The organism is Peptoniphilus harei, from assembly GCF_900454685.1.
GTDB classification, from domain to species: domain Bacteria; phylum Bacillota; class Clostridia; order Tissierellales; family Peptoniphilaceae; genus Peptoniphilus_A; species Peptoniphilus_A harei.
This window is the reverse complement of the sequence record NZ_UATM01000032.1, coordinates 1,104,408-1,129,516: the sequence shown is the minus strand read 5'-3', so window position 1 is coordinate 1,129,516 and position 25,109 is coordinate 1,104,408. Positions and strand designations below refer to the sequence as shown.

The 25,109-nt window shown below is 33.5% G+C and carries 23 protein-coding genes; 4 read left to right on the top strand and 19 right to left on the bottom strand.

The window, feature by feature from the left end; translation table 11 throughout:
* Positions 1-285 precede the first annotated feature (285 nt).
* The 7 genes from ppk1 to DRZ96_RS06795 all read right to left on the bottom strand — a co-directional run bounded on the left by ppk1 (position 286) and on the right by DRZ96_RS06795 (position 8,188).
* Complete coding sequence (gene ppk1, locus DRZ96_RS06825) at positions 286-2,430, bottom strand: polyphosphate kinase 1 (protein ID WP_172605472.1); 2,145 nt, start codon at positions 2,428-2,430, stop codon at positions 286-288.
* Positions 2,408-3,337: a Ppx/GppA phosphatase family protein gene (locus DRZ96_RS06820; protein WP_236587176.1), complete on the bottom strand. Its 930-nt coding sequence runs from the start codon at positions 3,335-3,337 to the stop codon at positions 2,408-2,410. Before DRZ96_RS06820 ends, ppk1 begins: the two co-directional genes overlap by 23 nt.
* Positions 3,338-3,529: 192 nt before the next feature.
* Positions 3,530-4,630: a polysaccharide pyruvyl transferase CsaB gene (gene csaB, locus DRZ96_RS06815; protein ID WP_112890079.1), complete on the bottom strand. Its 1,101-nt coding sequence runs from the start codon at positions 4,628-4,630 to the stop codon at positions 3,530-3,532.
* Between the two features lie 24 nt (positions 4,631-4,654).
* Complete coding sequence (locus DRZ96_RS06810; protein WP_256584818.1) at positions 4,655-5,920, bottom strand: O-antigen ligase family protein; 1,266 nt, start codon at positions 5,918-5,920, stop codon at positions 4,655-4,657.
* A gap of 107 nt (positions 5,921-6,027) precedes the next feature.
* A complete protein-coding gene (locus DRZ96_RS06805; RefSeq protein WP_112890077.1) occupies positions 6,028-6,576 on the bottom strand; it encodes a hypothetical protein in 549 nt (182 codons plus the stop codon).
* Positions 6,577-7,065, bottom strand: coding sequence for a DUF4330 domain-containing protein (locus tag DRZ96_RS06800; RefSeq protein ID WP_112890076.1), 489 nt, complete (start codon positions 7,063-7,065; stop codon positions 6,577-6,579). It lies immediately after the preceding gene.
* Positions 7,052-8,188: a glycosyltransferase family 4 protein gene (locus DRZ96_RS06795; RefSeq protein ID WP_112890075.1), complete on the bottom strand. Its 1,137-nt coding sequence runs from the start codon at positions 8,186-8,188 to the stop codon at positions 7,052-7,054. The genes DRZ96_RS06800 and DRZ96_RS06795 overlap by 14 nt, the downstream gene beginning before the upstream one ends.
* A gap of 661 nt (positions 8,189-8,849) precedes the next feature.
* On the opposite strand from DRZ96_RS06795, the gene carB reads away from it, so the two are divergent.
* On the top strand, positions 8,850-12,053 hold the full coding sequence (gene carB, locus DRZ96_RS06790) for a carbamoyl-phosphate synthase large subunit (RefSeq protein WP_112890074.1): 3,204 nt from the start codon (positions 8,850-8,852) through the stop codon (positions 12,051-12,053).
* Between the two features lie 208 nt (positions 12,054-12,261).
* On the opposite strand, the gene DRZ96_RS06785 is transcribed toward carB, so the two are convergent.
* Positions 12,262-12,783, bottom strand: coding sequence for a DUF3783 domain-containing protein (locus DRZ96_RS06785; protein ID WP_112890073.1), 522 nt, complete (start codon positions 12,781-12,783; stop codon positions 12,262-12,264).
* Between the two features lie 70 nt (positions 12,784-12,853).
* On the opposite strand from DRZ96_RS06785, the gene DRZ96_RS06780 reads away from it, so the two are divergent.
* The 3 genes from DRZ96_RS06780 (at position 12,854) to DRZ96_RS06770 (ending at position 14,252) form a co-directional block, all read left to right on the top strand.
* On the top strand, positions 12,854-13,231 hold the full coding sequence (locus DRZ96_RS06780; protein WP_112890072.1) for a hypothetical protein: 378 nt from the start codon (positions 12,854-12,856) through the stop codon (positions 13,229-13,231).
* A 118-nt stretch (positions 13,232-13,349) separates the two neighbouring features.
* Positions 13,350-13,790, top strand: coding sequence for a LytTR family DNA-binding domain-containing protein (locus tag DRZ96_RS06775; protein ID WP_112890071.1), 441 nt, complete (start codon positions 13,350-13,352; stop codon positions 13,788-13,790).
* A 9-nt stretch (positions 13,791-13,799) separates the two neighbouring features.
* Entirely contained in the window at positions 13,800-14,252 is a 453-nt protein-coding gene (locus tag DRZ96_RS06770) for a DUF3021 domain-containing protein (RefSeq protein WP_112890070.1), read from the top strand.
* 49 nt (positions 14,253-14,301) lie between these two features.
* On the opposite strand, the gene gloA is transcribed toward DRZ96_RS06770, so the two are convergent.
* From gloA to DRZ96_RS06715, 11 genes are all read right to left on the bottom strand, one after another.
* On the bottom strand, positions 14,302-14,676 hold the full coding sequence (gene gloA, locus DRZ96_RS06765) for a lactoylglutathione lyase (protein ID WP_112890069.1): 375 nt from the start codon (positions 14,674-14,676) through the stop codon (positions 14,302-14,304).
* Positions 14,677-14,853: 177 nt separating this feature from the next.
* Complete coding sequence (locus DRZ96_RS06760) at positions 14,854-15,537, bottom strand: V-type ATP synthase subunit D (protein WP_070700849.1); 684 nt, start codon at positions 15,535-15,537, stop codon at positions 14,854-14,856.
* Positions 15,537-16,961, bottom strand: coding sequence for a V-type ATP synthase subunit B (locus tag DRZ96_RS06755; protein ID WP_070700846.1), 1,425 nt, complete (start codon positions 16,959-16,961; stop codon positions 15,537-15,539). The genes DRZ96_RS06760 and DRZ96_RS06755 overlap by 1 nt, the downstream gene beginning before the upstream one ends.
* Positions 16,954-18,723: a V-type ATP synthase subunit A gene (locus DRZ96_RS06750; protein WP_112890068.1), complete on the bottom strand. Its 1,770-nt coding sequence runs from the start codon at positions 18,721-18,723 to the stop codon at positions 16,954-16,956. The genes DRZ96_RS06755 and DRZ96_RS06750 overlap by 8 nt, the downstream gene beginning before the upstream one ends.
* A gap of 27 nt (positions 18,724-18,750) precedes the next feature.
* Complete coding sequence (locus DRZ96_RS06745; RefSeq protein ID WP_112890067.1) at positions 18,751-19,065, bottom strand: V-type ATP synthase subunit F; 315 nt, start codon at positions 19,063-19,065, stop codon at positions 18,751-18,753.
* Entirely contained in the window at positions 19,058-20,050 is a 993-nt protein-coding gene (locus DRZ96_RS06740; RefSeq protein ID WP_112890066.1) for a V-type ATP synthase subunit C, read from the bottom strand. The genes DRZ96_RS06745 and DRZ96_RS06740 overlap by 8 nt, the downstream gene beginning before the upstream one ends.
* A gap of 17 nt (positions 20,051-20,067) precedes the next feature.
* On the bottom strand, positions 20,068-20,616 hold the full coding sequence (locus DRZ96_RS06735; RefSeq protein ID WP_112890065.1) for a V-type ATP synthase subunit E: 549 nt from the start codon (positions 20,614-20,616) through the stop codon (positions 20,068-20,070).
* An 8-nt stretch (positions 20,617-20,624) separates the two neighbouring features.
* Positions 20,625-21,095: a V-type ATP synthase subunit K gene (locus DRZ96_RS06730; protein ID WP_112890064.1), complete on the bottom strand. Its 471-nt coding sequence runs from the start codon at positions 21,093-21,095 to the stop codon at positions 20,625-20,627.
* A 10-nt stretch (positions 21,096-21,105) separates the two neighbouring features.
* Positions 21,106-23,055, bottom strand: coding sequence for a V-type ATP synthase subunit I (locus DRZ96_RS06725; RefSeq protein WP_112890063.1), 1,950 nt, complete (start codon positions 23,053-23,055; stop codon positions 21,106-21,108).
* Positions 23,042-23,365, bottom strand: a complete 324-nt coding sequence (locus DRZ96_RS06720; RefSeq protein ID WP_070700826.1) for a hypothetical protein — start codon at positions 23,363-23,365, stop codon at positions 23,042-23,044. The genes DRZ96_RS06725 and DRZ96_RS06720 overlap by 14 nt, the downstream gene beginning before the upstream one ends.
* A 252-nt stretch (positions 23,366-23,617) precedes the next feature.
* Positions 23,618-25,072: an IS1182 family transposase gene (locus tag DRZ96_RS06715; protein ID WP_112890062.1), complete on the bottom strand. Its 1,455-nt coding sequence runs from the start codon at positions 25,070-25,072 to the stop codon at positions 23,618-23,620.
* Between the last annotated feature and the right edge of the window lie 37 nt (positions 25,073-25,109).

Here is a 25,109-nt window from a genome sequence, read left to right as displayed (position 1 = left end):
ATTAAATAAAGCCCAAAGAGGCAGATTTCGTAAAACCTACCCCTCTGGGCTTTTTTCCCTAAGGTGTGATACTTTATAAAAAAAGTACCAGTACCGCTCGGTCCTTGGCAAAGCCCGGATCCCTAGGCACACTTTCACTCATGATATGAGCTCTCATACAATTAGATATTATCAATTTAGATTTTAATTGTCAATAGTTTTTGTAAACTTGAGCCTGAATTTAAATTCCTTATATATCAATAATTTTTAAGGAATTCCAAAAGTAAAAGTGTATTTTTTTAAATTTTATTTTTTGAAAATTTTTAAGATCTTGCCAAAGAAAGAGTTCTTTTTGTTAATTTTTTCATCTTCAACTTTTTCTTTATCAATAGTTGTTTTTTCGACTTTACTTCTCGCAGCAAAGTTCTTTTCTTCACACTTTTTTATAAAGTAATTTTGACATGAAATTCTTTCTCCTTGAATTTCAATTTTTTCATACTCTCCATCACTATTCATAGTCCTAGCGCCAGCATTATCTTGCATTTGTATTTCAAGATAATTTAGTATCCTAATTCTAATCTCTTCATCTAAGACTGGTGTTGCAATCTCCACTCTCTTTTCAGTGTTTCTTGTCATAAGATCGGCAGAAGAAATGTACATGTCTTTCTTGTCCTTTCCAAAGACATAAACCCTTGGGTGTTCTAAAAATCTTCCAACAATAGACCTAATACTTATATTTTCACTTTTGCCTTCTATACCAGGGAGAAGGCAAGAGATTCCTCTAATAATTAAATCAACTTTTACGCCCTTTTGAGACGCCTCAACAAATTTTTCTATAAAGTCCTTGTCTGTTAGAGAATTGAATTTACAAAGGATGTAGCCATTTTCTCCCTTTTCAATTTCTCTTTCTACAAGATGCATAAGTCCTGACTTTAAGCTTGTTGGTGACTGTAGAAGATGTTTGTACTTCCCATCTAAATTGCCAATGGACATATTTTTAAAGAAGTCTGTTGCATCAAGTCCTATGTCTTTATTGGCAGTCATTAGGGCAAAATCAGTGTATTGTTTTGCAGTGGATTCATTGTAATTTCCCGTCCCAATTTGTGTGATGTAATTTAAGTTGCCACTTTCACTGTCCTTGTAAGTTATTAGGCAAATTTTAGAGTGCATTTTGTACTTGTTAAAGCCGTAGATAATGTTGCAGCCTTCTTCATATAGGATATTTGCATAATTTATATTTGATTCTTCGTCAAACCTCGCCTTTATCTCAACAAAAACTGTGACTTCTTTTCCATTTTGTGCTGCCTCAGTTAAGTATCGAACAACTTTAGAATTTTTTGCCAGCCTATAAATTGTTATCTTTATGGACTTACACTCAGGGTCATTAGCTGCTTCTTTAAGAAGAGATATAAAGGTATCCATGCTATCATAGGGATAAGATAAAATCCTGTCTTTCAATCTAATATCTTCTGTCACGCTGGAAGAAAAATCGCTAGGATTGTATTGTCTTAATTCCTTATAGAGGAGACCACTTTTTATAGCCTTTGGCACTTCATCAATTAAATCAAAGACATATTTCATATTTAGGGGTGTGTCTGAAGGAAAATATGCAGCCTCATCCAAGTCCAACTTTTTCAAAATAAATTTAAGACTTGGCTTTTGAAGACTTCCTTCTGATTCCAACCTCACAACATTTAATCTCTTTCTCTTCTTTAAGATGGTCTTCATGTATTCAGTGTAGTCGTCAAACTCTTCCCAGGTATCCCTGTCATCAACAAAGTCGGTGTTCCTTGTTACCTTAATTATATTTTTTGATAAGACCTCATAATCCTTAAAAATTTCATCAATTTTATTTAGAATTATATTTTCCATTAAAATATATTCAAAGTTTTCTCCTGGCAAGATTAAATATTTTGGATAAGTTCTTCTAACTGGAACTATACCAAATACTTTTTCTCCATTTTTCTCTAGATGTGCAATGGCATATAATTTCGTATTTTCTAAAAATGGAAATGGATGATTTATATCAACTATTTGAGGAGACACAAGTTGATCAATCCTATTAATATAAAAGTCATCTACAAAATCTTTTTGACTTTTATCCAAATTTTCATAGGATAAGTTTCTTATATTTACCTTATCTAAGCTCTCACTTACTTCTTTAAAAATCTCGTCCTTCTCTTCATATATTTTTGGAAGAGTTTCTAAAATTGCCTGGATTTGCTCTTCTGCATTCATCCCAGTCTTGTTATCTTTTACTTCTTTTTTCAAGGAAGATAAGTCATGAAGAGAGCCAACCCTAACCATAAAAAATTCATCTAAATTTGAAATAAAAATACTAATAAATTTTAATTTCTCCAGGTCAGGGACTTCTTTTTCAGTTGCTTCAAGGAGTACTCTTTCGTTAAATCTTAGCCAGGATAATTCTCTATTTTGAAAGTACGATTTCATCATTACCACCCAATACTTTATAAATTAAATAACCTTCTCTCAGTCCATTTCCAGAAACTTGTATCTCATTTATATTAAACTTTTTCATAAAAGTTCTTAAAATTATTATTCCAGGTACAGTTGTATGGATTCTGGCTGGGTTTATGCTCAAGATTGACCTAATAATATCTGTGTCCTTGTCCTCAATAAGTTCCATTAATTTATCAAGGTCATCTAAGCTAAAGGATTTGTCATCTCCTCCCCAAAGGTCTTCAATGATTTTTCCTGTAGTTCTAATTGATCCACCAATTCCAACTAATTTGTCTGTCTTAGTAGAAAATTTAAAAGAATTAATTTCACGAAGAACAATCTTTTTAATAGCACGCATTTCTTTTTTCTTTGGCAAAATTCTCGATACATTTGCAGTAAAAAGTAAGAGTGAACCAATATTTAAGTTTAGAAATTCCTTAGGTCCTTCTTCATCGAAATAAACAACTTCTGTACTGGCACCACCAATATCTATTGAAAGTCCACTTTCAATTTCTACTTCACTTCTTATTCCAACATTTCCAAGAAAGGCTTCCTCAACTTGGTCTAGGACGTCAATATCAATATCAAGTTCTTCCTTGACTCTTGCCAAGACTTCCTCAGTGTTGTCTAAATTTCTCAAGGATGCTGTAGCAAAGGGTGAGAAAGTGTCAACCTTTAGTTCTTCTACAATATTTTTTATACTTGCAAGGGTCTTTATAAGTTTTTTTATTCCCTTTCCAGAAAGTTCGCCATCGTGCACATAAGTTATTAGTCCAGCAGTATATTTTTTATTTATAACTTTTTTTAATTCTTCAGTCTCTTCGTGAGCGTCAAAGACGATTAACCTAATTGTGTTGGATCCTATATCTACTATTGCGTGTCTCATAAATAATCTCATCCTTCCTCATAATCATTCACAATCATCTTAAACTTCAATTGTAAAATTCTTGTAAATTTTTCTTTTAAAGTATGTAATTTTTTGTCTAGTCTTTTGAAAAATAAAATTTTAAACAAAAAAGGAGCCAGTTATCTGACCCCTTTGTGATAATTAATTTTTTAATAAATTCTTTTATATTTAAGTTAAAACTATTTAAAATTTTTCTTCTAATAAGTCCAAAGTTATTTCTACATTTCTCTTAGACTCTCGTCTCATTTCTTCTGCTCTGTCAGCTAAAACTTGTCTTCTTTCTTCCAAATTTTCAAGGGCTAATTTTATTTTAGTAAAGAGTTCTTCTGGAGTAAAGTTCTCCACATCAATAGCTTCTTCTATCCCCAGTTCCTTTACCATGGCTTCAACCTTTGGGTCATAAATTATTCCCACCATTGGAAGATTGACACTTGCTGCATAGACAAGTGAGTGAAGTCTCATAGCCGCAAGGAGTTTTAATTTTTTAAAAATTCCCATTAACTCTCCTGCAGAGTAGGTGTTTTCTATTAGCATTACCTTGTCCTTGTGACGGCATCTCTCTGCAACTTCGCTTGAATAAATATTGTCCCTAGGATTATGGAAGGGAACAAGGAGAATATCATAACCATCTTCGATTAACTTGTCGATAGTCGCTGCAAATTTATTCTTTATCTCTCCAATATTTTTTTGATCTCTTATGCAAAATCCTATAGTCTTATCTGTAATCTTAATATTTTCATTCTTTAAGATTTCATCAACCCTATCTTCACTTGCAGCTTCAAGGGTAAAGACTGGGTCAGCAGTTACTTCTATATTTTTATTGGTAACTCCTAGATCCCTTACAAACTTATAGGAGAGATCGTCCCTTAAACTTATATAGTCCACCCTGTTTAGGACCCATCTTGTCAAAATCCTGTTGAATTTTTTATCTATTGGTCCAATTCCATTGGCATAGACGTAAACTTTTTTTCTCAAAAACTTTGCCAAGATAATTACAGAAAGATAATAAATAATAGACCTTGTGGAAGTAATATCTTGGAGAATAGATCCTCCACCAGACAAGAGGAGATCTGATTCTTTTAGGGCTCCACGGACCTCACTAAAGGAAAATCTATTTACTGCCCCTATTTCATAAACCTCTTTTGTTTTTTCAGGATTATTTGAGAGTGCTGTCATCTCTAAATCAATATTTAATTTTTTAAAATCATCTACCATGGCTTTTAAGATGGCATCGTCGCCAGAATTGTCAAAACCAAAGTATCCAGATATTACAATTTTTTTCATAAGATCACTCTGTTTAATCACTCTCTAAATAGTTTCTGCCTCTATTATGTTTTCTTCTTTTAAATTATCTTTATTTTCTATTTCTTCTAAACTTTCTTCTCTCTCAAGTTTTTCCACTTTTATAGCAGTGAAAATTATTCCAAGCACAATCCAGAAGGTAAATATAATTCTTGGAATATATAAGAAGTGTTCCACAAGTCCATGACCCATGATGCCAATTATACTTGCAAAAAGTCCTGCTCCAAGATATTTATAATATTTGTCTTGAGATTTTACTAGGTTTACATAAGTGTATTTCAAACTTGAGAATAGTAAAAGGATGAAAAATATAAATCCAATTAGGCCAATTTCTGCTGCAACTTCAAGATAAGTATTGTGGGCGTGATATATTGGCATTGTCCTTATATATCTCTCAAAGGTTTCCTTAAAAGGCACGTAGCCAAAACCAACTCCTGCAACCATGTTGTCCCTAATTACATCTCTTGTTATTTGCCAAATTTTTATCCTATACATATTTGAACTATCTACTGTGGAACCTATGGAAGTAATCCTATCTACAACTTTTTGTGGAAGAAAGGCAAGTCCGCCTAAGACCATTGGCACTCCAAGAAGAAGTAACCTCTTGTCAACTAATAATACAAAGGCAAGGGCTGCTAGGGCTATTCCTACCCAACCTCCTCTTGATAGGGTCATGACAATACAGATTAAAAGTATTCCAGTTGATCCTGCAAAGAGAAATTTTTTTCTCATGCTCTTTGTATACCAAGTCATTCCCACGGCAATTGGTGTGATAAGTACTAGGTACTCTGCCAAAATATTTGGGTTGAAAAATACTGAGTAAACCCTCACTGCAATGTCTGTGTTGTTTTCTGTGTCAAGCCACTCTGGTCTCATCTCTACTCCAGTAAAATATTGGAGAACTCCAAGTAGTGCAACTACAAGAGCAGATAAGAGTAGGGTTGATATAAAGGCATTAAGCTGGCCCTTTGTCTTTATGGAATTTGTCATTGCAAATAAAAAGGAAATACCTGCTGCATTTAAGGCCAAGTCACGAGCTGAACCCGATGGATCAATTGATGTTATAGTCGAGAAAACTATAATAAATACAAAAATTGCAAGAGGAACTGTCCTCTCCCCAACCTTAAATTCTTCTTTGTATAAGAAAGTCCTAAGTAAAACAAAAAATCCCATGGACAAGAGCATAATTAGGCCTAAAGCATCGGGCACAAAGGGGTAAAGAAAGGCTGATGCAAATAGACCGATTTTTATATCGTAAATAACTAAAAGCAATCCACTTATCCCAAGAAAGGCTGCCAAAAATAACTTAAGTCCCAAAAAATAATATATGATACTTAGGAAAACTGCAGACAATAAAATAAAATTAATTTTTCTTGATTTTACCACCAGTTTTCACCGCCTTCATCTAATTTAAAGAAGCTTGTGAAAAATTCCAAAAACTTTGAACCCATAATTATATCCATATACCTTCCCTTAAATAGTGAGAGAATTATTCCTAAAATTATAAATAAAATAGAAAAAATAATTTTTGCCCCTACAATTAGAGAAATAATTAGGGTTAGAACTCCAGAATAAAAGATTATATTGGAAATAATACCTGCAATCTCATCAAAGTCATTAAGAGACCAAAAGACTCCCCCTAAGAAAAAGGAATTTTTTATTAAGGGCTCAAAAATCCTTCCAAGAAAATTCATAAACCTTTCTATTAGCCTAAATAAGCCCCTATAAACTTTATAGATAAAGGAATTTGCAAATAAAACTTTCTCTCCTCCCAGGACAAGTTTAGTTTTTGAATTTGCAAAATTTTTCTCTATTGGTTTAGCTATAAAATCATGGGCTCTTTTAGTAAAGGAGTCTTCATAGAATTCACTAAAGGCCCTATAGATTTTATTTAAAAACCTTATAGTTAATGAGTTAATAGTAATCACCTAGTTCTTTACTTCTACACCAAGTATTGTCATAAATGTTGTGATGCTTTTGTTCTTAATTCTCATCTCTGCACCAATTCTCACTTGTTCAGTGCCAACTTGATAAAAATCTTGCGTGTCTTTTACATCTGCGTCAATAGTCATAAGGACCCTGTATTTGTCAGGAACTTCTGAATTGTAAAATTTGCCTTGGTACTCAGTCTTGTCCTTGTAAGGTTCAACTTCAGCAGTAACAATTTTACCAAGGTAAGTTCCCTTATCGTAATCGTAGATTGGGTCTCCAACTTTAATGTTGTTTGCAGTTACATCTCTAACATCCTTAACTTCTGCAGTAATAACTCCTTTTTTAGTTGTTACTTCACCAACAGGTCCCTTATTTCCAAATCTCTTTGCTCCTACAGCAACAAGTGCAATCAGTAATACAATTACTAATAAGTCAATTATATTAATTAAGCCAAAAAGTCTGCCCTTTTTGTCAATTATCTTCATTTTTTCCTCCCCTTAATATTTCTTCGTAAATTTCTGTTTGTCTATTTCCCATAGATTCATGAGAATAATTTTCTATAACTTCTTTCCTTATGTTTTCTCCCAATTCCTTTAGCTTGTCCCTCTTGTTATAAAGGTCTAGGATATATCTTGAAAGAGACTTATAATTGCCCACTGGGAATAAGTATCCAGTGTAATCGTCTTTTATTATCTCAGGTATACCACCAGTCTTTGTGGAAACTGTAGGCACATTTAAGAGAGCTGCCTCAAGTATCACATAAGGGAAAGACTCTGATAAACTAGTCAAGACATTTATATCAATAGCATTGAAGAAAGAATACTTGTCCCTTACAAAGCCTAAGAAATAAATATTTTTTTCTATTCCATAGGACCTTGCCATCTCTTGTAAATTTTTCTTTTCCTCTCCCTCTCCTGCTATTAAGAAAATTATATCTGGATTTACCTTTAGGGTTTCATTGCAAGCCTTTATAAAGGTTTCGTGGTCCTTGACCTTATCTAACCTTGCAGCAATACCAACTAAGAGTTCACCGTTGTAATTAACCTTGTGCTTTTCCAAGAAAGCAGTCTTGGGATCATGGTCAATTTTTTCCTCTGTGTCTATGCCATTGTAAAGAACGTGAATTTTTTCCCTATCAAAGCCCCTATCTACTAGCATTTTTTTAAAATTGTCACTTACACAAATATAATGGTCAAATTTCTTTAGAGACATCTTATTTAAAGTCGTGTAAATCAAATTTTTGTAAAAAGAATCCTTAAAGTCAAGCTTGTAGTCTGAGTGAACTGTTGTGACCATGGGGATACTTATTTTCTTTTTTAAAAACATGCAAATAAAATTAGCTCGCGCTCCATGAGCGTGGACTAAATCATACTTGCCCTTATTTATTTCGTCACTTAATTTAGAAACGACTGAAAGGTCTGACCTCTTTTCCTGTGGATAGACTTCTATGTTTATGCCTCTTTCCTTAGCTTCCTCGTAAAAGGTGTCTTTAATAAAGCAGATAATTTTTGTATCTACCTTTCCACTAAGGCCCTTCATCAGGGTGAAGATGTGAGTCTTTGCACCACCTGTGTCGCCGCCACTAATTAAATGGAGAACTTTTCTCATAACTTCTCCTCCTTATCTAATTCATTATACAATAAATTTGAAATAATTTTAACAGTTTTGTTTATGTCACTTACCAAGACCTTCACCCATAATATTTTCCTTCGACTTAACAAATTTCTACCACGTTTATAATTTTCTATAAGTCTATAAAATTCTATGACTTGATAAATTTTTATGACTTCATATTTTTTTGTGACTTTATGTTTTTTTGTGACTTAGAATATTTTTCCGTCTTTATAATTTATTATATTTTATCTACTTTTACTGTTTTAAATTTTTTATGTTTCTATATGCATTTACGGGTAACTTATTAATTAAGAGTAATAAATTATTGATATTATATTAATAATAAAAGAGACATTATTTCAAAATAATTAGCTGATATATCATTGAGTAAGATTCCAAGCAAGAAGACTTGTAGAAGTTTCTAACAAGTTTAATAAGTAAGTTCAATATAAATTTTAAAATTTCAAAAAAAGTTCTTGCAATTGTTTCCAAAAAGTGATTTAATAATAAAGATAAAAAAATAGAAAATCAGTCCAAGGACTGAGTAAAATCATGTCCTTGTGCATGATTTTTTTTTGAGCAAATTTAATGACCTAAATTTTTTTTGCCCATTTTTAAGAATGTTTGATCTTTTATTTGGAAAAAGGAGAAAAAAATGCCAAGAGATAATTCAATTAAGAAGACACTAGTAATAGGTTCTGGTCCCATTGTCATAGGCCAGGCTGCAGAGTTTGACTACTCAGGTACACAAGCTTGTGAAACCCTAAAGAAAAACGGAGTTGAAACTGTTCTTGTAAATTCAAATCCTGCTACTATTATGACAGACAAGGGTGTTGCCGATAAAATTTACATCGAACCAATTACAATTTCTTTTATAGAAAAAATTATAGAAAAAGAAAGACCTGACTCATTAATTGCCGGTATGGGTGGACAAACTGGTCTCAACATGACACTTGAACTAGACAAACGTGGAATCCTAAAAAAATATGGAATAAAAATTATTGGTACTGACATAGAAGCCATCAAAAAGGGCGAAGACAGGGATATTTTTAGGAATACAATGAAGGAAATTGGCGAACCAATTATTGATTCTGAAATTGCAACAAGCCTTGAAGAAGGAAAGGAACTTGCAAAGAAAATTGGCTATCCCCTAGTTGTTAGACCTGCCTACACTCTTGGAGGAACTGGCGGTGGCTTTGCTTATGATGAAGAAGAACTCGAAGAAGTTTTATCTCATGGACTTAGTCTTAGCCCAGTAAACGAATGTCTTCTTGAAAAATCTATTCGTGGTTGGATGGAAATTGAATTTGAAGTAATTAGAGATTCTGCTGGCGAAAAGATAATTGTATGTGACATGGAAAATGTAGACCCAGTTGGGGTTCACACAGGCGACTCCATAGTTGTTGCTCCTTGCCAAAGTCTTGATAAAGATGTTCTAGCTAAGTTAAAAAAATCTGCCCTTAATATAGTAGAAAGTGTAAATGTTGTTGGTGCTTGTAACGTACAACTTGCCCTAAATCCAGAAACACTTGACTATGCAATTATTGAAATTAACCCAAGAGTTTCTCGTTCATCAGCTCTTGCATCAAAGGCAACAGGCTATCCAATAGCAAGGATTGCAACAAAGATTGCCCTTGGCCTAAACCTAAATGAAATCCAAAACGAAACTACTGGCGAAACTATTGAAAACTACGAACCAAAATGTAACTATGTAGTTGTTAAAATCCCTAAATGGCCTTTTGACAAGTTCAAGTTTGCCAACAGAAAACTTGGTACAAAGATGATGGCAACTGGTGAAATTATGTCCATTGGTTCATCCTTTGAAGAAGCTCTACTAAAGGGTATAAGATCTCTTGAAATTTCCAAATTCTCTCTTGAATCAAAGTTCTCTGAAGAAAGAACTACCGAAGAATTAAAGAAGAGAATAAAATTCCCTGACGATGAAAGACTATTCGACGTTGCAGAAATAATTAGACGTGGACTTTCTATAGAAATGATTCACGACATAACTGGCATTGACCTTTACTTCTTAGAAAAAATCGAAAGAATTGTTCGTGAAGAAGAAAAGCTTAAAAACTTAAGTCTAGATACAATAACTCCAGAAGAATTGACTAAGTTAAAGAAATTAGGTTTTTCTGACAAGACTATTGCATCAGCACTTGGCGTTGATATAGATGAAGTTGTTGACCTTCGTCAAGAGAACAATATTCTTCCAAACTACAGAAGAGTAGATACTTCTCCATTTAGAAAAAATGGTGCTTACTACTACTCAACTTATGAAAAGACAGACGAAAATATTATCTCTGACAAGAAAAAAATAATTGTAATTGGATCTGGTCCAATAAGAATTGGTCAAGGAATTGAGTTTGACTACTGCAGTGTTCATGCAATCAAAGCTCTTATTAAGATGGGAATCGAAACAATTACTATAAATAACAACCCAGAAACTGTTTCAACTGACTTTGATACATCAGACAAACTTTACTTTGAACCACTTACTGAAGAAGAAGTAAAATCAATTATTGACACAGAAAAACCAATGGGAGTTATCCTTGCCTTTGGTGGCCAAACTGCAATTAAACTTGCAAAATACCTTCACGATCAAAAGGTAAATATCTTTGGAACTGACTTCGAAGACATTGACAGGGCTGAAGATAGAGAAAAATTTGACGAAATGCTCGAAGAATTAAAAATCAATAGACCTAAGGGACACGGAGTCTTCAATATCAAGGAAGGTCTTGAAGTTGCAAAAGAACTTGGTTATCCACTACTTGTTAGACCATCCTATGTACTAGGTGGCCAAGGTATGCAAATAACTTACGACGAAGAAAGTCTTGTAACTTACCTAAAGGGTGCCTTTGAAAGAGATGCAATTAATCCTGTCCTAATTGACAAATACCTAGTGGGTCGTGAAATTGAAGTTGATGCTATATCAGATGGCGAAGATGTATTGATACCAGGAATTATGGAACACCTTGAAAGAGCTGGAGTTCACTCTGGTGACTCAATCACAATTTATCCAAGCATTAACATCTCAAATGAAATCAAAGATAAAATTTTAGATTACACAAAGAAAATTGCCAAGGCACTACACGTTAAGGGCATGATCAACATCCAATTCATTGAATACAAAAATGAACTTTATATCATAGAAGTAAACCCTCGTGCATCAAGAACAGTTCCTTATATCTCAAAGGTTTCTGGAGTTCCTATAGTGGACCTTGCAACAAAGACAATGCTCGGCGAAAAATTAGCTGACCTTTCTTATGGCACAGGCATTTACAAAGAACCAAAATTAATGGCTGTTAAAGTTCCAGTTTTCTCCATGTCAAAACTTAACAGGGTAGAAATTTCTCTTGGACCTGAAATGAAATCTACTGGAGAAGTCCTTGGAGTTGGAAAAGACATTGACGAAGCACTTTTCAAAGGCTTCCTAGCAGGAGGATCTGCAATAGAAGACAATGCATCACGTGTGCTTGCAACAATTAATGACAATGACAAGGAAGAATTTTTAGGAATTGCAAAGACAATGCAAGATATGGGTTACAAGATTGTAGCAACTAAGGGAACTTGTAAATTCTTAAAAGAAGCTGGAATCGAAGCCAAGGAAGTTGGCAAAATCAATGACCCAAGACCAAATATCCTTGATGTAATAAGAAACGGTGAAATCGACCTTGTAGTTAACACTCCAACAAAGGGTGGCGATTCAACAAGAGATGGCTTTAAAATTAGAAGAATGGCTACAGAATATGGCATCGACATAGTGACATCACTTGACACATTAGCAGCAAGAGTAGCAGTTAAGAATAAAAAATTCCATGAAGAAAACATGGATATCTATGACATAACAGAATTTTAATTTTAAAAATTTATAAAGCTTAAAAAACCTCGGTGTAATTAATACATCGAGGTTTTATTTTTTTATGTTTTATGAAATATCTGTTAGGGATTTTCTTCCTAGATATCTTATAAAAATTTAAAGTTATTGCTTTAAGCTATAACTTATTTAATTTTTAGCTCTTAATTAAATTCATAAAAATAACCCAGAAAAGCTTCTGGGTTTAAATTTATTTTATATTTAATCTATCTTTTAAATCTCTTATGTCCTTGTCAATTCTTTCTTCGTCAAGTTCTCTGTCTCTATTTTCCATTGCCCTATCCACAAGTTTTTTCAAGTCTTGGTCAGCTTCTTTTTCAAGTTTATCAAGGGCAATCTTTACAAGTCCACCAAGTTCTCTAAATTTTGTAACCACCCTGTGTTCATCAGCAATGTGTCCCATTAAAAATCCAAAGGTCCATTCTGCATTAGTCTTTGTAAGGACGCACTTGTGGTCTACCATGACTCCCTTGCCCTTAAGACCTAATAGGAAGTCACGCAGCTCTTCCCTATCCATGTCTGATAAAACCATAAGCTTTTCTTCAGCTTCTAGTACTTCATTCTTGCTTAAATCTTCTTCAAAAAGTTTTCCAACTTTTTCTTCTAAATTTTCCTCATTTATTTTATTTAATTCAATTCCAAATTCACTTGCAACTTCTTCAGTGATTTTTGTTTTTTCACTGTCAAGTCCGTATAATAAAATTTTCTTCATTTTAACACCTCAATTATAATATACCCAAATTTAATTTAATTATTGGGTATATTATAATTGAGGTGTTATTATGAGATTAAATAAAGGCGATGAAGTTATTTACGAAAGAGTTTTTACTGAGAAGGACCTGAAGGACTATGCAGAAAATGCTAACTTTTGGGGCAAGCACCACGAAAGTCCCAACGACAAGGGCGAATATCTTTTGCAAGGTCTTCTGACAGCAAGTCTTACCAATAAAATTGGTGGCGATTACGATATTTTGATGTATAGGATGGAATTTGATTTTTTGAAAAAAGCATATACAGGAAGAAAAATCAAAAGTATTAATGTAGTTGACAATATCGAAAATAAAAATGGCAAAAATTTTATTGATATAACTTCCGATGTCTATGACGAAAATGGCGACCATCTTCTTCATGGAATTTTAAAAGGAATTTTATTAGATTAAGTGTAGGAACATTCCTACACTTTTTCTTTTACCACTTATATAAAAATTTTGACCACTTAGCTGAGATTTATTTACTTTTTCTTCTCATGGTTTATATTATAAGTAAAGGAGGTCACATATGGATTTTGAAATTAAAATAGATGAAGCTTATAAGCTTCCCAAAACTTTTGTTTACACAGATAAGATTACGGAAGAAGTTCTAAGTATCAAGTCCTTTGTACTAGAAAATTCAGAGAGTCTTTTAATTGGTTTTCTTGATGAGAAGATAAAAATTCTAAATCCTGCAAAAATTTATAGAATTTACACAGAGAATTCAAAGGTCTTTGCTGAGTCTATAGATGAAAAATATTTAGTAAAGAAAAGAATTTATCAGCTTGAAGATATTTTAAAGTCTAAGAAGTTTGTTAGAATTTCAAATTCTGAACTTATCAACCTAAATTTAGTTGATAGCTTTGACTTATCCTACTCTGGAACTATTTCTGTAAAAATGAAAAATAATTCCAAGACCTTTGTCTCTCGAAGATATGTAAAAAAAATTAAAGAAACTCTTGGTATATGAGGTGATTTTATGAAAAAAATTATTAGTCGAATGGTAAATGGTCTTTTGATTTGTGAATTTGTTTTGCTTGTAATTTCTCTTGTCATGTCCTACTTCTTCACTGATGGAGATTTTTCTATTGCCAATCCAATGTTAATTGAGAACTCTAAGTCAGTCTTTTCAGCAAGCTTTTTGTCAATTTACCTCGTTGGACTTCTTGGTCTGGTATTTGGCTTTGCCTCTGTAGTTTGGGAAGAAGAAAAACTTTCAATACTTGTAAGGACCATTCTTCACTTTCTATTGACTGCTTCAACTATGATTTTTGTAGGCTACAAACTCTACTGGTTCCAAAAGTCCTTTTTATCTCTTGCCATATTTCTTGCTATTTACTTTTTAATCTATCTTGGAATATGGTTTATAGAATACGCAATTTACAAAAGGGACATTTCGAGATTAAATGCTAAAATAAAAAATAATATGTAAAAGCAAACCACCTTATGAATTCACTTCACAAGGTGGTTTTATTTATAATTTATTTTTCACCAATAACTTCAATCTTGTATCCATCTGGATCTTTTACAAAGAAATAAGAATCTGAATTGTCTGAAAGGGCTTTAAGTTCTGTTACATCACAACCCTTTTCTTTTAATTCTTCCCTAAAGGCTTTGATGTCTGGGTGAGAGATTGCAATGTGACCGTAACCGTCGCCCAATGTGTAATCTCTTCCGTCATAATTATAAGTTAATTCTAATTCATAGGGTGAATCCTCTAATTTTAAATAGACTAGTGTAAATTCATCTTCTGGAAAGTCCTTGCGTCTTGATTCTACAAAACCCAAATTTTCTTTATAAAACTTTTCAGATTTTTCTAGATCTTTTACCCTAATCATTGTGTGTAAAAATTTCATTTTATTCCTCCCTCTAATGATTTCTTCTTATAATTTATTTATAACCAATGAAATACATGGCCACACACAAAGTTTGAAAGTTCTATCATAATCTTTAATTAATAAAACTCAATTAAACTTTAATTTAAATTTTCTAAAAATAAAAAAGCCAGAGATTTTTCTCTAGCTTTATTATTCTCATGCAAGTTCTGCATTTACTTTTTCTGATTTTTCTTCCTTCATCTCTTCTTTTGAGATGATGTCCTTGACCTTCATTAGTCTTGTTATATTTGCCCTTTCACTTTCATCAAGTTTTGAACGAATATATTTTATAGTCTCTTCTAAGTCTGGAATTGTTTTGTACTCAAGTGCATTTACTCTTCTTCTCGTCTTTTCGATTTCGTTAGCAAGAAGTTGTGACGCCTTTTCTTTCTGAGTTAGGGTCAAAAGCTCTTCCATTACTTCTGTAAGATTATCTATAGCTGAGTCAAGGTCTGAAGTTGTCTGTGCATATCCGTAGGGATATCTTGATGCATCTTCTGATGTCTTCTTTGTTATAAATTCCATTTCAGGTACGTTAACAGACATAATATTTTTCTTTTTTATATCAACTAAAGTCCTTGTTGTTGGAAGGGCAATTGCTTCTTCTAACATTTCAGGACTCATGGCAGCTGATGCCATCAAGAAGGCCTTGAAAGAATCTTGAAGTTTGTCTTCCACTTCAAGTCTTAACTTTTTATTTTCCTTGATAAGTGTGATGAACTGTCTCATAAGTTCATCTTGCTTGTCCTTTAAAAGTTTGTGGCCTCTTTTTGATGTTTCAAGTTTTGTTTTTAGAATGGATAGGTTCATCCTTGTGGGGTTTATATTTAGTCTTGCCATTATAATCCCTCATTTTCTAAATTTTCAGGATCCTTAGAATCCTCCTCTTTATTCTCCTTATCGCCCAAATATTTTTCAATTAATTTGTCGTCAATTCTCTTAAGTTCTGTCTTAGGAATTATAGATAAAAGTTCCCAACCTAAGTTTAGGGTTTCAAGTATAGACCTATTTGTTTCAAAACCTTGAGATACATATTGTTTTTCAAACATATCTGCAAATTGAGCAAAGGCCTTGTCTGTTTCTGTTAAGGCAGTTTCCCCTAAGATTGCTGATAATTCTTTTGCTTCTTTACCTGCTGTGTAAGCAGCGTAAATTTGGTTCATTGTATCTGCGTGGTCTTCACGAGTCTTGCCCTTACCAATACCCTTGTCCTTAAGTCTTGATAAGGATGGGATGGCGTTAATAGGTGGCTCTAGACCTTGTTTAAATAATTCTGTTGAAAGGATTATTTGTCCCTCTGTGATATATCCAGTCAAGTCAGGGATTGGGTGAGTGATGTCACCTTCTGGCATTGTTAGGATAGGGATTTGAGTGATAGATCCATCTCTTCCCTTTATTCTTCCAGCTCTTTCATAGATACCTGCAAGGTCAGTATATAGATAACCTGGGTAACCACGTCTACCTGGAACTTCCTTTCTTGCTGCAGAAACTTCTCTTAGGGCTTCTGCATAGTTTGTCATATCTGTTAATATAACAAGAACGTGCTTGCCTTCTTCAAAAGCCAAGTATTCTGCTGCCGTAAGAGCCATCTTTGGTGTTGCAAGTCTTTCAATTGCCGGGTCATCTGCAAGGTTCATAAATAGAACTGCCCTGTCAATGGCACCTGTCTTTGTGAAGTCATCAATAAAGTATTGAGCTTCTTCAAAAGTAATACCCATAGCTGCAAATACAACGGCGAAGTCTCCACCAGAAAGTACTGTAGCTTGTCTTGCAATTTGAGCCGCAAGTTCGTTGTGAGGAAGTCCTGCTGCAGAGAAAATAGGAAGTTTTTGTCCCCTAACAAGAGTGTTAAGTCCGTCAATTACAGACACACCAGTTTGAATAAATTCTGATGGGTAGTCTCTTGATACTGGGTTAATTGCAGTACCATTTATATCAATTTTTTCTTCTGGAATAATCTTTGGACCATCATCAATTGGTTCTCCAAGTCCATCAAAGACTCTACCAATCATGTCAGGTGAAACTCCAAGTTCGAGAGGCTTACCTAAGAACCTAACACTTGTATCCTTAAGGTTGATTCCACTAGAACCTTCGAAGATTTGCACCATGGCCTTATCACCGTCAATTTCGATTACACGACCACGTCTTTTTTCTCCATTTTGCAGCTCGATGTCAACTAGTTCTTCATAGGCTGCACCTTCTACACCTTCTACAGTCATAAGAGGTCCAACAACTTCTGTTACTGATTTATATTCTTTAAGCATCTGTATCACCGACCTCTACTAATTTATTAAGCTGACTAACAATTTTGTCCTTTATTTCATCAATTTTTTCCAATTCTTCATTTGGAACATACTTCATTCTTGCAATACTTTCTTTAACATCAAGTTCTTCAATTTCGCTAAAGTAGGCTCCATTTTCTAGGGCTTCTTGTCCCCTGTCATAGAAGTAAAGAATTGTGTCTAACATCTTAAATTGTTTTTCCAATGGACAGAAGGTATCAACATCGTGGAAGGCATTTTGTTGTAAAAAGTCTTCACGAATTGACTTACTTGTGTGTAATTTCATTTGGTCTTCATCAGAAAGCGAATCACGACCAACTAGTCTTACTACTTCAAGTAAAGAAGTTTCTTCTTGTAGAAGGGCCATTGATCTCTTTCTAAGTTTAGAAAATCTTCTGTCTATATTTTCATCTAGATAAGCATCTATCTTTGGTTGATACAAAGAGTAAGAGTCTATCCAGTTAATTGCCGGGAAGTGTCTTTGATATGATAAATCATAGTCAAGCTTCCAGAATATTTTTACAATTCTAAGTGTATTTTGTGTTACTGGCTCAGAAATATCTCCACCTGGAGGAGAAACTGCACCTATAACTGATAGGGCTCCTTCTCTTTCTTCCTTACCATTTACAAGAACACGTCCTGCTCTTTCATAAAATTCTGCAATTCTTGATGCAAGATAAGCTGGGTAACCTTCGTCACCAGGCATCTCTTCAAGACGACCAGACATTTCACGAAGAGCCTCTGCCCAACGAGATGTTGAGTCCGCCATCATGGCAACAGAATATCCCATGTCTCTAAAGTATTCAGAAATTGTGATTCCTGTATATATTGAGGCTTCACGAGCAGCAACTGGCATGTTAGATGTGTTGGCAATAAGAACTGTCCTCTTCATAATAGATTCGCCAGTATTTGGATCTATTAGTTCTGGAAATTCCATAAGTACGTCTGTCATTTCGTTTCCACGTTCGCCACAACCAACATAAACAACTATTTGTGCATCTGCCCACTTAGCAAGTTGGTGTTGTACAACTGTCTTACCTGAACCGAAAGGTCCTGGTATAGCTGCAGTACCACCCTTAGTTATTGGGAAGAAAGTATCAATTACCCTTTGACCTGTAATAAGTGGTTCCTTAGGATCAACCTTTTTCTTGTAAGGTCTTCCCTTTCTAACTGGCCATCTTTGGATCATGTTAAGTTCCTTGTCGCCATCTTCAGTTTCAATAACTGCAACAGTATCAACAACGGTAAAGGAACCTTCTTTAATGTCCTTAATCTTTCCATTTATACCATTGGGAACCATAATCTTGTGGGTTACTACTGGAGTTTCTTCAACTGTACCAAGAACATCTCCCGGCTCAACTTCATCTCCAACATTAGCAACTTTTTTAAATTCCCATTTTTTATCTCTATTTAAAGGATTTACTGTAACTCCTCTTTCTAGAAAGTCTCCGGCTTCGTCTCTAAGTCCAACTAATGGTCTTTGAATTCCGTCAAACATTTGCTCAATCATTCCAGGTCCTAGCTCAACTGATAGGGGTGCTCCTGTTGTATAAACTTCATCTCCAGGTCCTATGCCTGTAGTTTCTTCATATACTTGAATAGAGGCTTGGTCTCCTCTCATTTCAATAACTTCACCAATTAATTTGTCTTTAGAAACTTCTACCACATCATAGACATTGGCATCTTCCATGCCAGAAGCTACGACTAGTGGTCCGGATACTTTAATTATCTTTCCTGATTTCAATAAAGCTCCTCCTTTATAAAAAGGTGACTAATCACCTAATATATTCGCTCCAACTGCCTTTTCCACGTTTTTATTTAAGTTTTTCATACCAATTCCAAGAGTTCCCTTGTTTGAAGGGATGACAATTATGGCTGGTATTAATTCATCATTATATCTTTCAATTGTTTTTGGTATTTTTGCTGCAAGATCTTCTGTAATATAAATTACACCATAATCTTTTTTTGCAAGACTGTCTACCTGGTATCTCGCGTCCTTACCTTCATAGGCAACAAAGACATCAATGCCTATTGCCTTAAAAGATAAAACAGAGTCCTTGTCTCCAACAACTGCAATTTTATACATAACTATCACGCAACTTTTCTCTTATAAATTCACCATCAAGTCCATTTAATTTTGAAACTAAAATAATTCTTAGATTTTTAATTTCCATTTCCTTTGCCAATACATTGGCAAAAACAACTTCTGGACCATAGGTAATATATTTTACATCCTTAATAAGGTCTATAAAGTAGTTGTCCATCTCCCTCTCAAAGTTTGATAGGGTTCCCTTCTCTTTAAAGTCGTCAAGACCTTCCTTTATATACTTATAAATATCAAGTCTCTTGAAAGCTTCAGTGTCTGAACTTATATCCCTATTTAATAAATCAAAATAAGTTTCTTCTCTTAGTTTGCCTCCAGGAACAATTATGTTTTTTAAAAATTCTACATCTTTTTCCTGTTTTTTGGCCCTAAGTAGAGTCCTTATATTTGTAAAATCAATGAGATTTTTCGCATAATCTATAAATAGGTCAACTTTAGATTCTTCTGCAAGCTCAAGTAGGTCCTTAAAGTAGGCATTATCAAGATATATATCAATAATTTGAGGATCCTTCTTTTCTTCGTAAGCTTCCTCAATTTTTCCTATAAGTTCAAAATATTTATTTCTCTTGCTGCCCTTTAAGATGCCATCCCTGTATTCCTTAATATCAAATCCACCTAGGGTCATAAATAGGTCTTTTAAATCTTCTTCCCCAATCTTTTCCTTAATTAAGACCTTTAGATTGTGGTAGAAGTATTTTAATGCAACTAAGTCAACAGGTATTCTCGATGGAGAGATTTCATAAACTTCGTCATAAAATCTCGTGAGCTCCTCTTTCAGTATGACTTCATATTCTGTGGGAGAAGATATTTTATTTATAAATTTGTTGTAAACTGTATCAGATAGAGATCTAAGTGCGTCTTCCAAAGTATCTTGTTCAGAAATCCTTATAAAGTTTTCACTTTTTAAAAGCTCCTTTTCCAAAACTCTTAATCTTGTGGAACTTTGGATAAATTTATTTCTATCCATTAAATCACCTTTTCCTCTTAACTGAATAGTTCTTCAGCTAGATATTTTTCTAAATCTTCTCTCTCAGAATTTACAAGGGACCTAAAGTCTCCATTGTAAACTAGATTGTCCTTGTTAAGGACAAAACCACTTTCAATATCCTTATCAGATATTTTAAAACCAAGATCAGCCTTTTCTACAGCATTCCTATATTTTTTTGGAATATCAATAGTGCCACCCTTAAGTTTTTCATCTCCTAAATTATTTTTTAGGAATCTGACAAAATCATCTTCAGAAAGATTTTCAAGTTCCTCAACAACTTTTTCAAGGACTTCATCGATTATCCTGTTTTTCTCAGACAAGATTTTGTCTCTTGCCTTAAGCTCTTCTGATGACTTGCTTCTCTTGAAGATGTCTTCTCTTTCTCTTTCGGCAATCCTACCAATTTTATTAGCAAGAAATTCTCCGTCTTCTTTTCTATCTTCTATAATAGTATTTTCTTTTTCTTCAGCTTCTTTTATTATAAGCTTTGCTTTTTCCTCTGCATCCTTAATTATTTTATTTAAAATATTTTCAAGTCCTGCCATAGTATCACCTAGGCTCTGAATAGGATAAAGAATGAAATTGCAAAAGCAAGAATAGCGTAAAGCTCAACCATTACTGCAAAGATAATACCCTTTGCTTGTTGTTCTTCGTTTTTAGCAAGGATGTTGATACCTGCAACAGCTACCTTTCCTTGTGCAACAGCAGATATAAGTCCTGCAAGACCAATAACTGCACCACTTGCTAGGTACATGAAACCTGTATTAACTGGTGTGTCAGCTGCAAGTCTAAATAAGATAAATAGTCCAATTACGAAACCGTAAAGACCTTGTGTACCTGGAAGCAGTTGAAGTACAAGTGACTTACCAAACTTTTCTGGTTCATCAATTACAACTCCAGCAGCAGCTTCCCCTGCTAAACCTACTCCCTTAGCAGAACCTGCACCTGCAAGTGCAACTGCTAAAAAGATTCCAATTGATCCTAAAATCAATCCGCCATATTCTCCCATTAGTCCATTTAACATATTAATCCTCCTAGTCTATATTAAAGTAATCTGAATTTTCTATCATTTTCTTGAAAGGTATGCCTCCACCTTCATAGAATTTATTAAACATTTCTACATAAGTTAGCCTTGCTGTGTGAACATAAGCTGACAAATAAGAAAGAAAGGCATTAAATAATTGGAAGGCCACAAAAATTACTATGGCAAATAACTTGCCAATTATATTTGATTCAAAAAGCATTCCTGCAATCATATTTATAGCAAGTCCCAAGAAGGAACCTGATAAAACTAGTGCCATAAGTCTTAGGTAAGATACAAAGTCCCCAAGATAAGATGTGATTCCATAGAGAGAATAAACTCCCCAACCAATCTTTGCTCCAGTTGACTTTTCATCCCTACCACCTGTTGCAACAATTCCAACCATACCTACGATCATAATAATCATAAGTAACTTGCTGTAAGGTGCAAATTGTGGAAGGAACTTTCCAAGTATAAAACCTATTGCTCCCAAGACTGCCATGTACCAAAATCCTACATCATATAGGGCATCCTTTGGTTTTCCATCACGAATATCCATATAAGCCTTAATACCAAGACCAAAGAATATGTGAATTCCACCTAGGATGACTGATAATATTACCAAAAGTGTAGAATCCTCTGCTGGATCTATTAAGCTTGGAAGTTCAATTATTCCTCCAAAGAAGGAACCAAATACTAGTCCAAATATAATTGTTGAAATAGATAGGTAGTTGAAAAACTTGAAAAACCTTCTCTTCTTATCTGTTAGTTTGAATTTCTTCAAGGCAAAAAGTGTTGCCAAGAATACCAAAAGACCATAACCAAAGTCTCCAACCATTATCCCTGCAAATACAAAATAAAAAGGTGCAAAGAATGGTGTTGGGTCAATTTCATTGTATTTTGGCATGGCATACATTTCTGTCATAAGCTCAAAAGGACTTACAAAAGCGTTGTTCTTTAGTAATATTGGAACCTCTTTTGAATCCCTATCTGGATCCTCTGCCCTTAGATAGTAGTTATCCTTGCAAACTTTTTGGATTTCTCTTTCCAAATCTTGTAGTTTGTCTTCTGGGACAAAACCTTCAATTAGATTTAATTCAGTAGTCTTTAAAAATTTTCTCTCAGACATTATTTTTACTTTTTCATTCCTATAATGTTCATAAGAGTACTTAAAATCTTCTAGGTATTTTAAGTAAGTTTTTAATTCCTCTTCAATTTTTTTATTTTTTTCAAAAAGTACTTCTTTATCTTTTTCGTAGGATCCTATAGTATCCTTAACTTTTCCATCTGATTTGACCTTTATAGGGGTGAACCCATAATTTGTCATGAGATTTTTAATCTCTTCATCTACAGAGTTCTCAACTATCATGAGATAATAGTTAAAATTCTTGTCCCTTGAAACCCTTTCAATATAGGCTAAGTCATTTTTTATTACCTCGCCTTCAAAGTCCTCTGCATAATTTGATGAGGCCGTTCCTGTGTAAATGTTTACAGTACCAAACTTATTAAGATCTTTTAATGAAGAAGAAAGGTCCTCCCAAGGTTTTAATTCAGCTATTTTAGAATCAATATTCTGAATCTTACTCTTGTTCTTATCCTTTCGATCAACTAAGTCCCTAATCTCACCGTCAATTTTTTCAAAGGGAAAGGTCATTGCCCTAGCCGTAAGTTCTTCAAGACTTATGTCACTAACCCCATCTTTCATAGCTTTAATTGGGTTTTCCTTGTCCTTAAACTTAAGTAAAAGATCAATATCTTCCTTAGATCTCTTGATTTTGTCATCAATTTCAATTAAATCTTCTGATGACCTAGGTCTTGTGAAATCATCTTCTGAAAAGTTATCTTCATCAAAATCAGATTCATTAATGTGAACATAGTTAAATTTTTGAAATTTGTTAATCAAATTTTCCCTGTTCTCATCAAAGATAAAGAGTTTGAATTTTTTCATCTTAACTATTGCCATTATTCACAATCCTCTCTACCACTGACTTTACAACTTCAGCTTCTTTGCTCTTGGAATTTTTTGAAATTTCAGCAATTTTTTTGTCTGCTTCAGCTCCGATTGGTTTTACAGCTTCACCAGCTTCAATCCTTGCCTTTTCAACATAGGCGTCTTTCTTATCCCTAGCTTCATCAACTATTTTTCGATAAGCTTCCTCGCCCTTGGCACTTGCCTCTTCAATAATTTCCTTGGCTTTAACCTCAGCATCGCCAATTATTTTTTTTGCCTCAGCTTCAGTGTCTTTAACTTTTTTTACTGCATCATCTGACACTAAATCACCTCCAGTGTAAAATCTTCTCACAAATAAATTATATCACTTGTTAAAATATTATTTAACTACAATGTTCTAATCTTTATTTGTATACAATTTACTTTTACCCTTATAAGTCATTTTTATTTAAAATTTATCAAAAAAGTAAATTTTAAATTTGTTTACAAGAATAAAAGTAACAAGTATTCTATTAATATTTTAACAAATTAAACTGAAATTTCCAAAATAAAAAACCACTTCTTATAGAAGTGGTCAGATTGTAGACAAACCCAGAAATAATTTCTGGGTTTGTTGCATTCTTAATATATTTACTAAAAAAATCTTTAATTTATCCAAAGTTAAATCCTTATTAGGATCCAATTTATATAGTAGTATTGCTAATTTTTTCATATTTATGCACTCAAATGTAAGTGCAGCTTTCATTTCCATCTTTGCTAGTCCAATCATGTTTGTGTATCTAAATCCATGGAATTCTTTTGCACTTCCAAATTGTCTTTCTACTGTTTCTTTTCTTCTTTTGTATTCTTCTTTTCCTTTTTCTGTGTATCTATATTCTTCTGTTTCATCTATGTATTTTTGCCAAATGTGTCTTGTGATTACTTTTTGATTGTTTTTACTCTGTGTGCATCTTTTGAGGTTAGGGCATTTTTTACATTGTTCTTTATTGCTTTTGTACTCTCTATATCCCTCTCTATTTGTTGTCGTGTATTCTAGTATTTGATTTTCTGGGCATAGGTAACAGTCATAGTACTCATCATATATGAATTCTCTTTTGTAGTAGGGGTTTTCTATTTTTGGTTTTCTTTTTGGTGCTGTGTAGGGAAATACTGGTTGTATTTCGTCTTCTAGTAGTTTTTTTGCTATGGCTGGTGTTTTATATCCTGCATCCATTACTATTTTTTCTGGTTTGTATTTTTTTAGTTTTTCTTCATAAAAGGGTATTAGGGTTGTGCTGTCATGGAGATTTCCTGGGAATGTTTTATGTCCTAAGATCCAACCATTTTTGTCTACTGATGTTTCTACACAATAGGCAAAGACTTCTTTGTGCTCTCCTTTATGAAAGAGTCCACTTTCTGGGTCTGTTGTTGAGACTGTTATTTCTTTTGTTTCTTCTTTTTTATTTTTTTCTTTTAGTGGTTTTTTCCCATGTTCTTTTCTATCTTCTTCTATTTCTTTGTCTAATTCTTCTTGGTATGCTTTTGCTGCTTTTTTGATTTCTTCTTTTTTGTTTTTATGTCTATTTGCATGGGCTTTTACATGTGTTGAGTCTACGAATTGTATTTTCTCATCTACGAATCCTTTGTTCATTGCTTGGCTTAAGATGTTTTGAAATATTTCTTCAAATATGTTTGTATCTTTAAATCTTCTTCTGTAGTTTTGGCTAAATGTTGTGAAGTGAGGAACTTTATCATAAAAGTCCAGTCCTAAAAACCATCTATATGCTATGTTTACTTCTATTTCTTTTATTGTTTGTCTCATACTTTTTATGTTGAATAGATACTCTATGAATAGTATTTTTATTAATACTACTGGATCTATGCTTGGTCTTCCGTTGTCTAGTGAGTATTTATCTTCTACTAATTCATAGATGAAGCTAAAGTCTATGTATTTGTCTATTTTTCTTAATATGTGATTTTTAGGTACAAGTTGTTCTACTGAAATTAGTTGTACTTGATTTGTTTTTCTATTGTTATTTTTTGATAGCATGTCACACCTACTTCCTTAGTTTATTTTTACCCTTTTT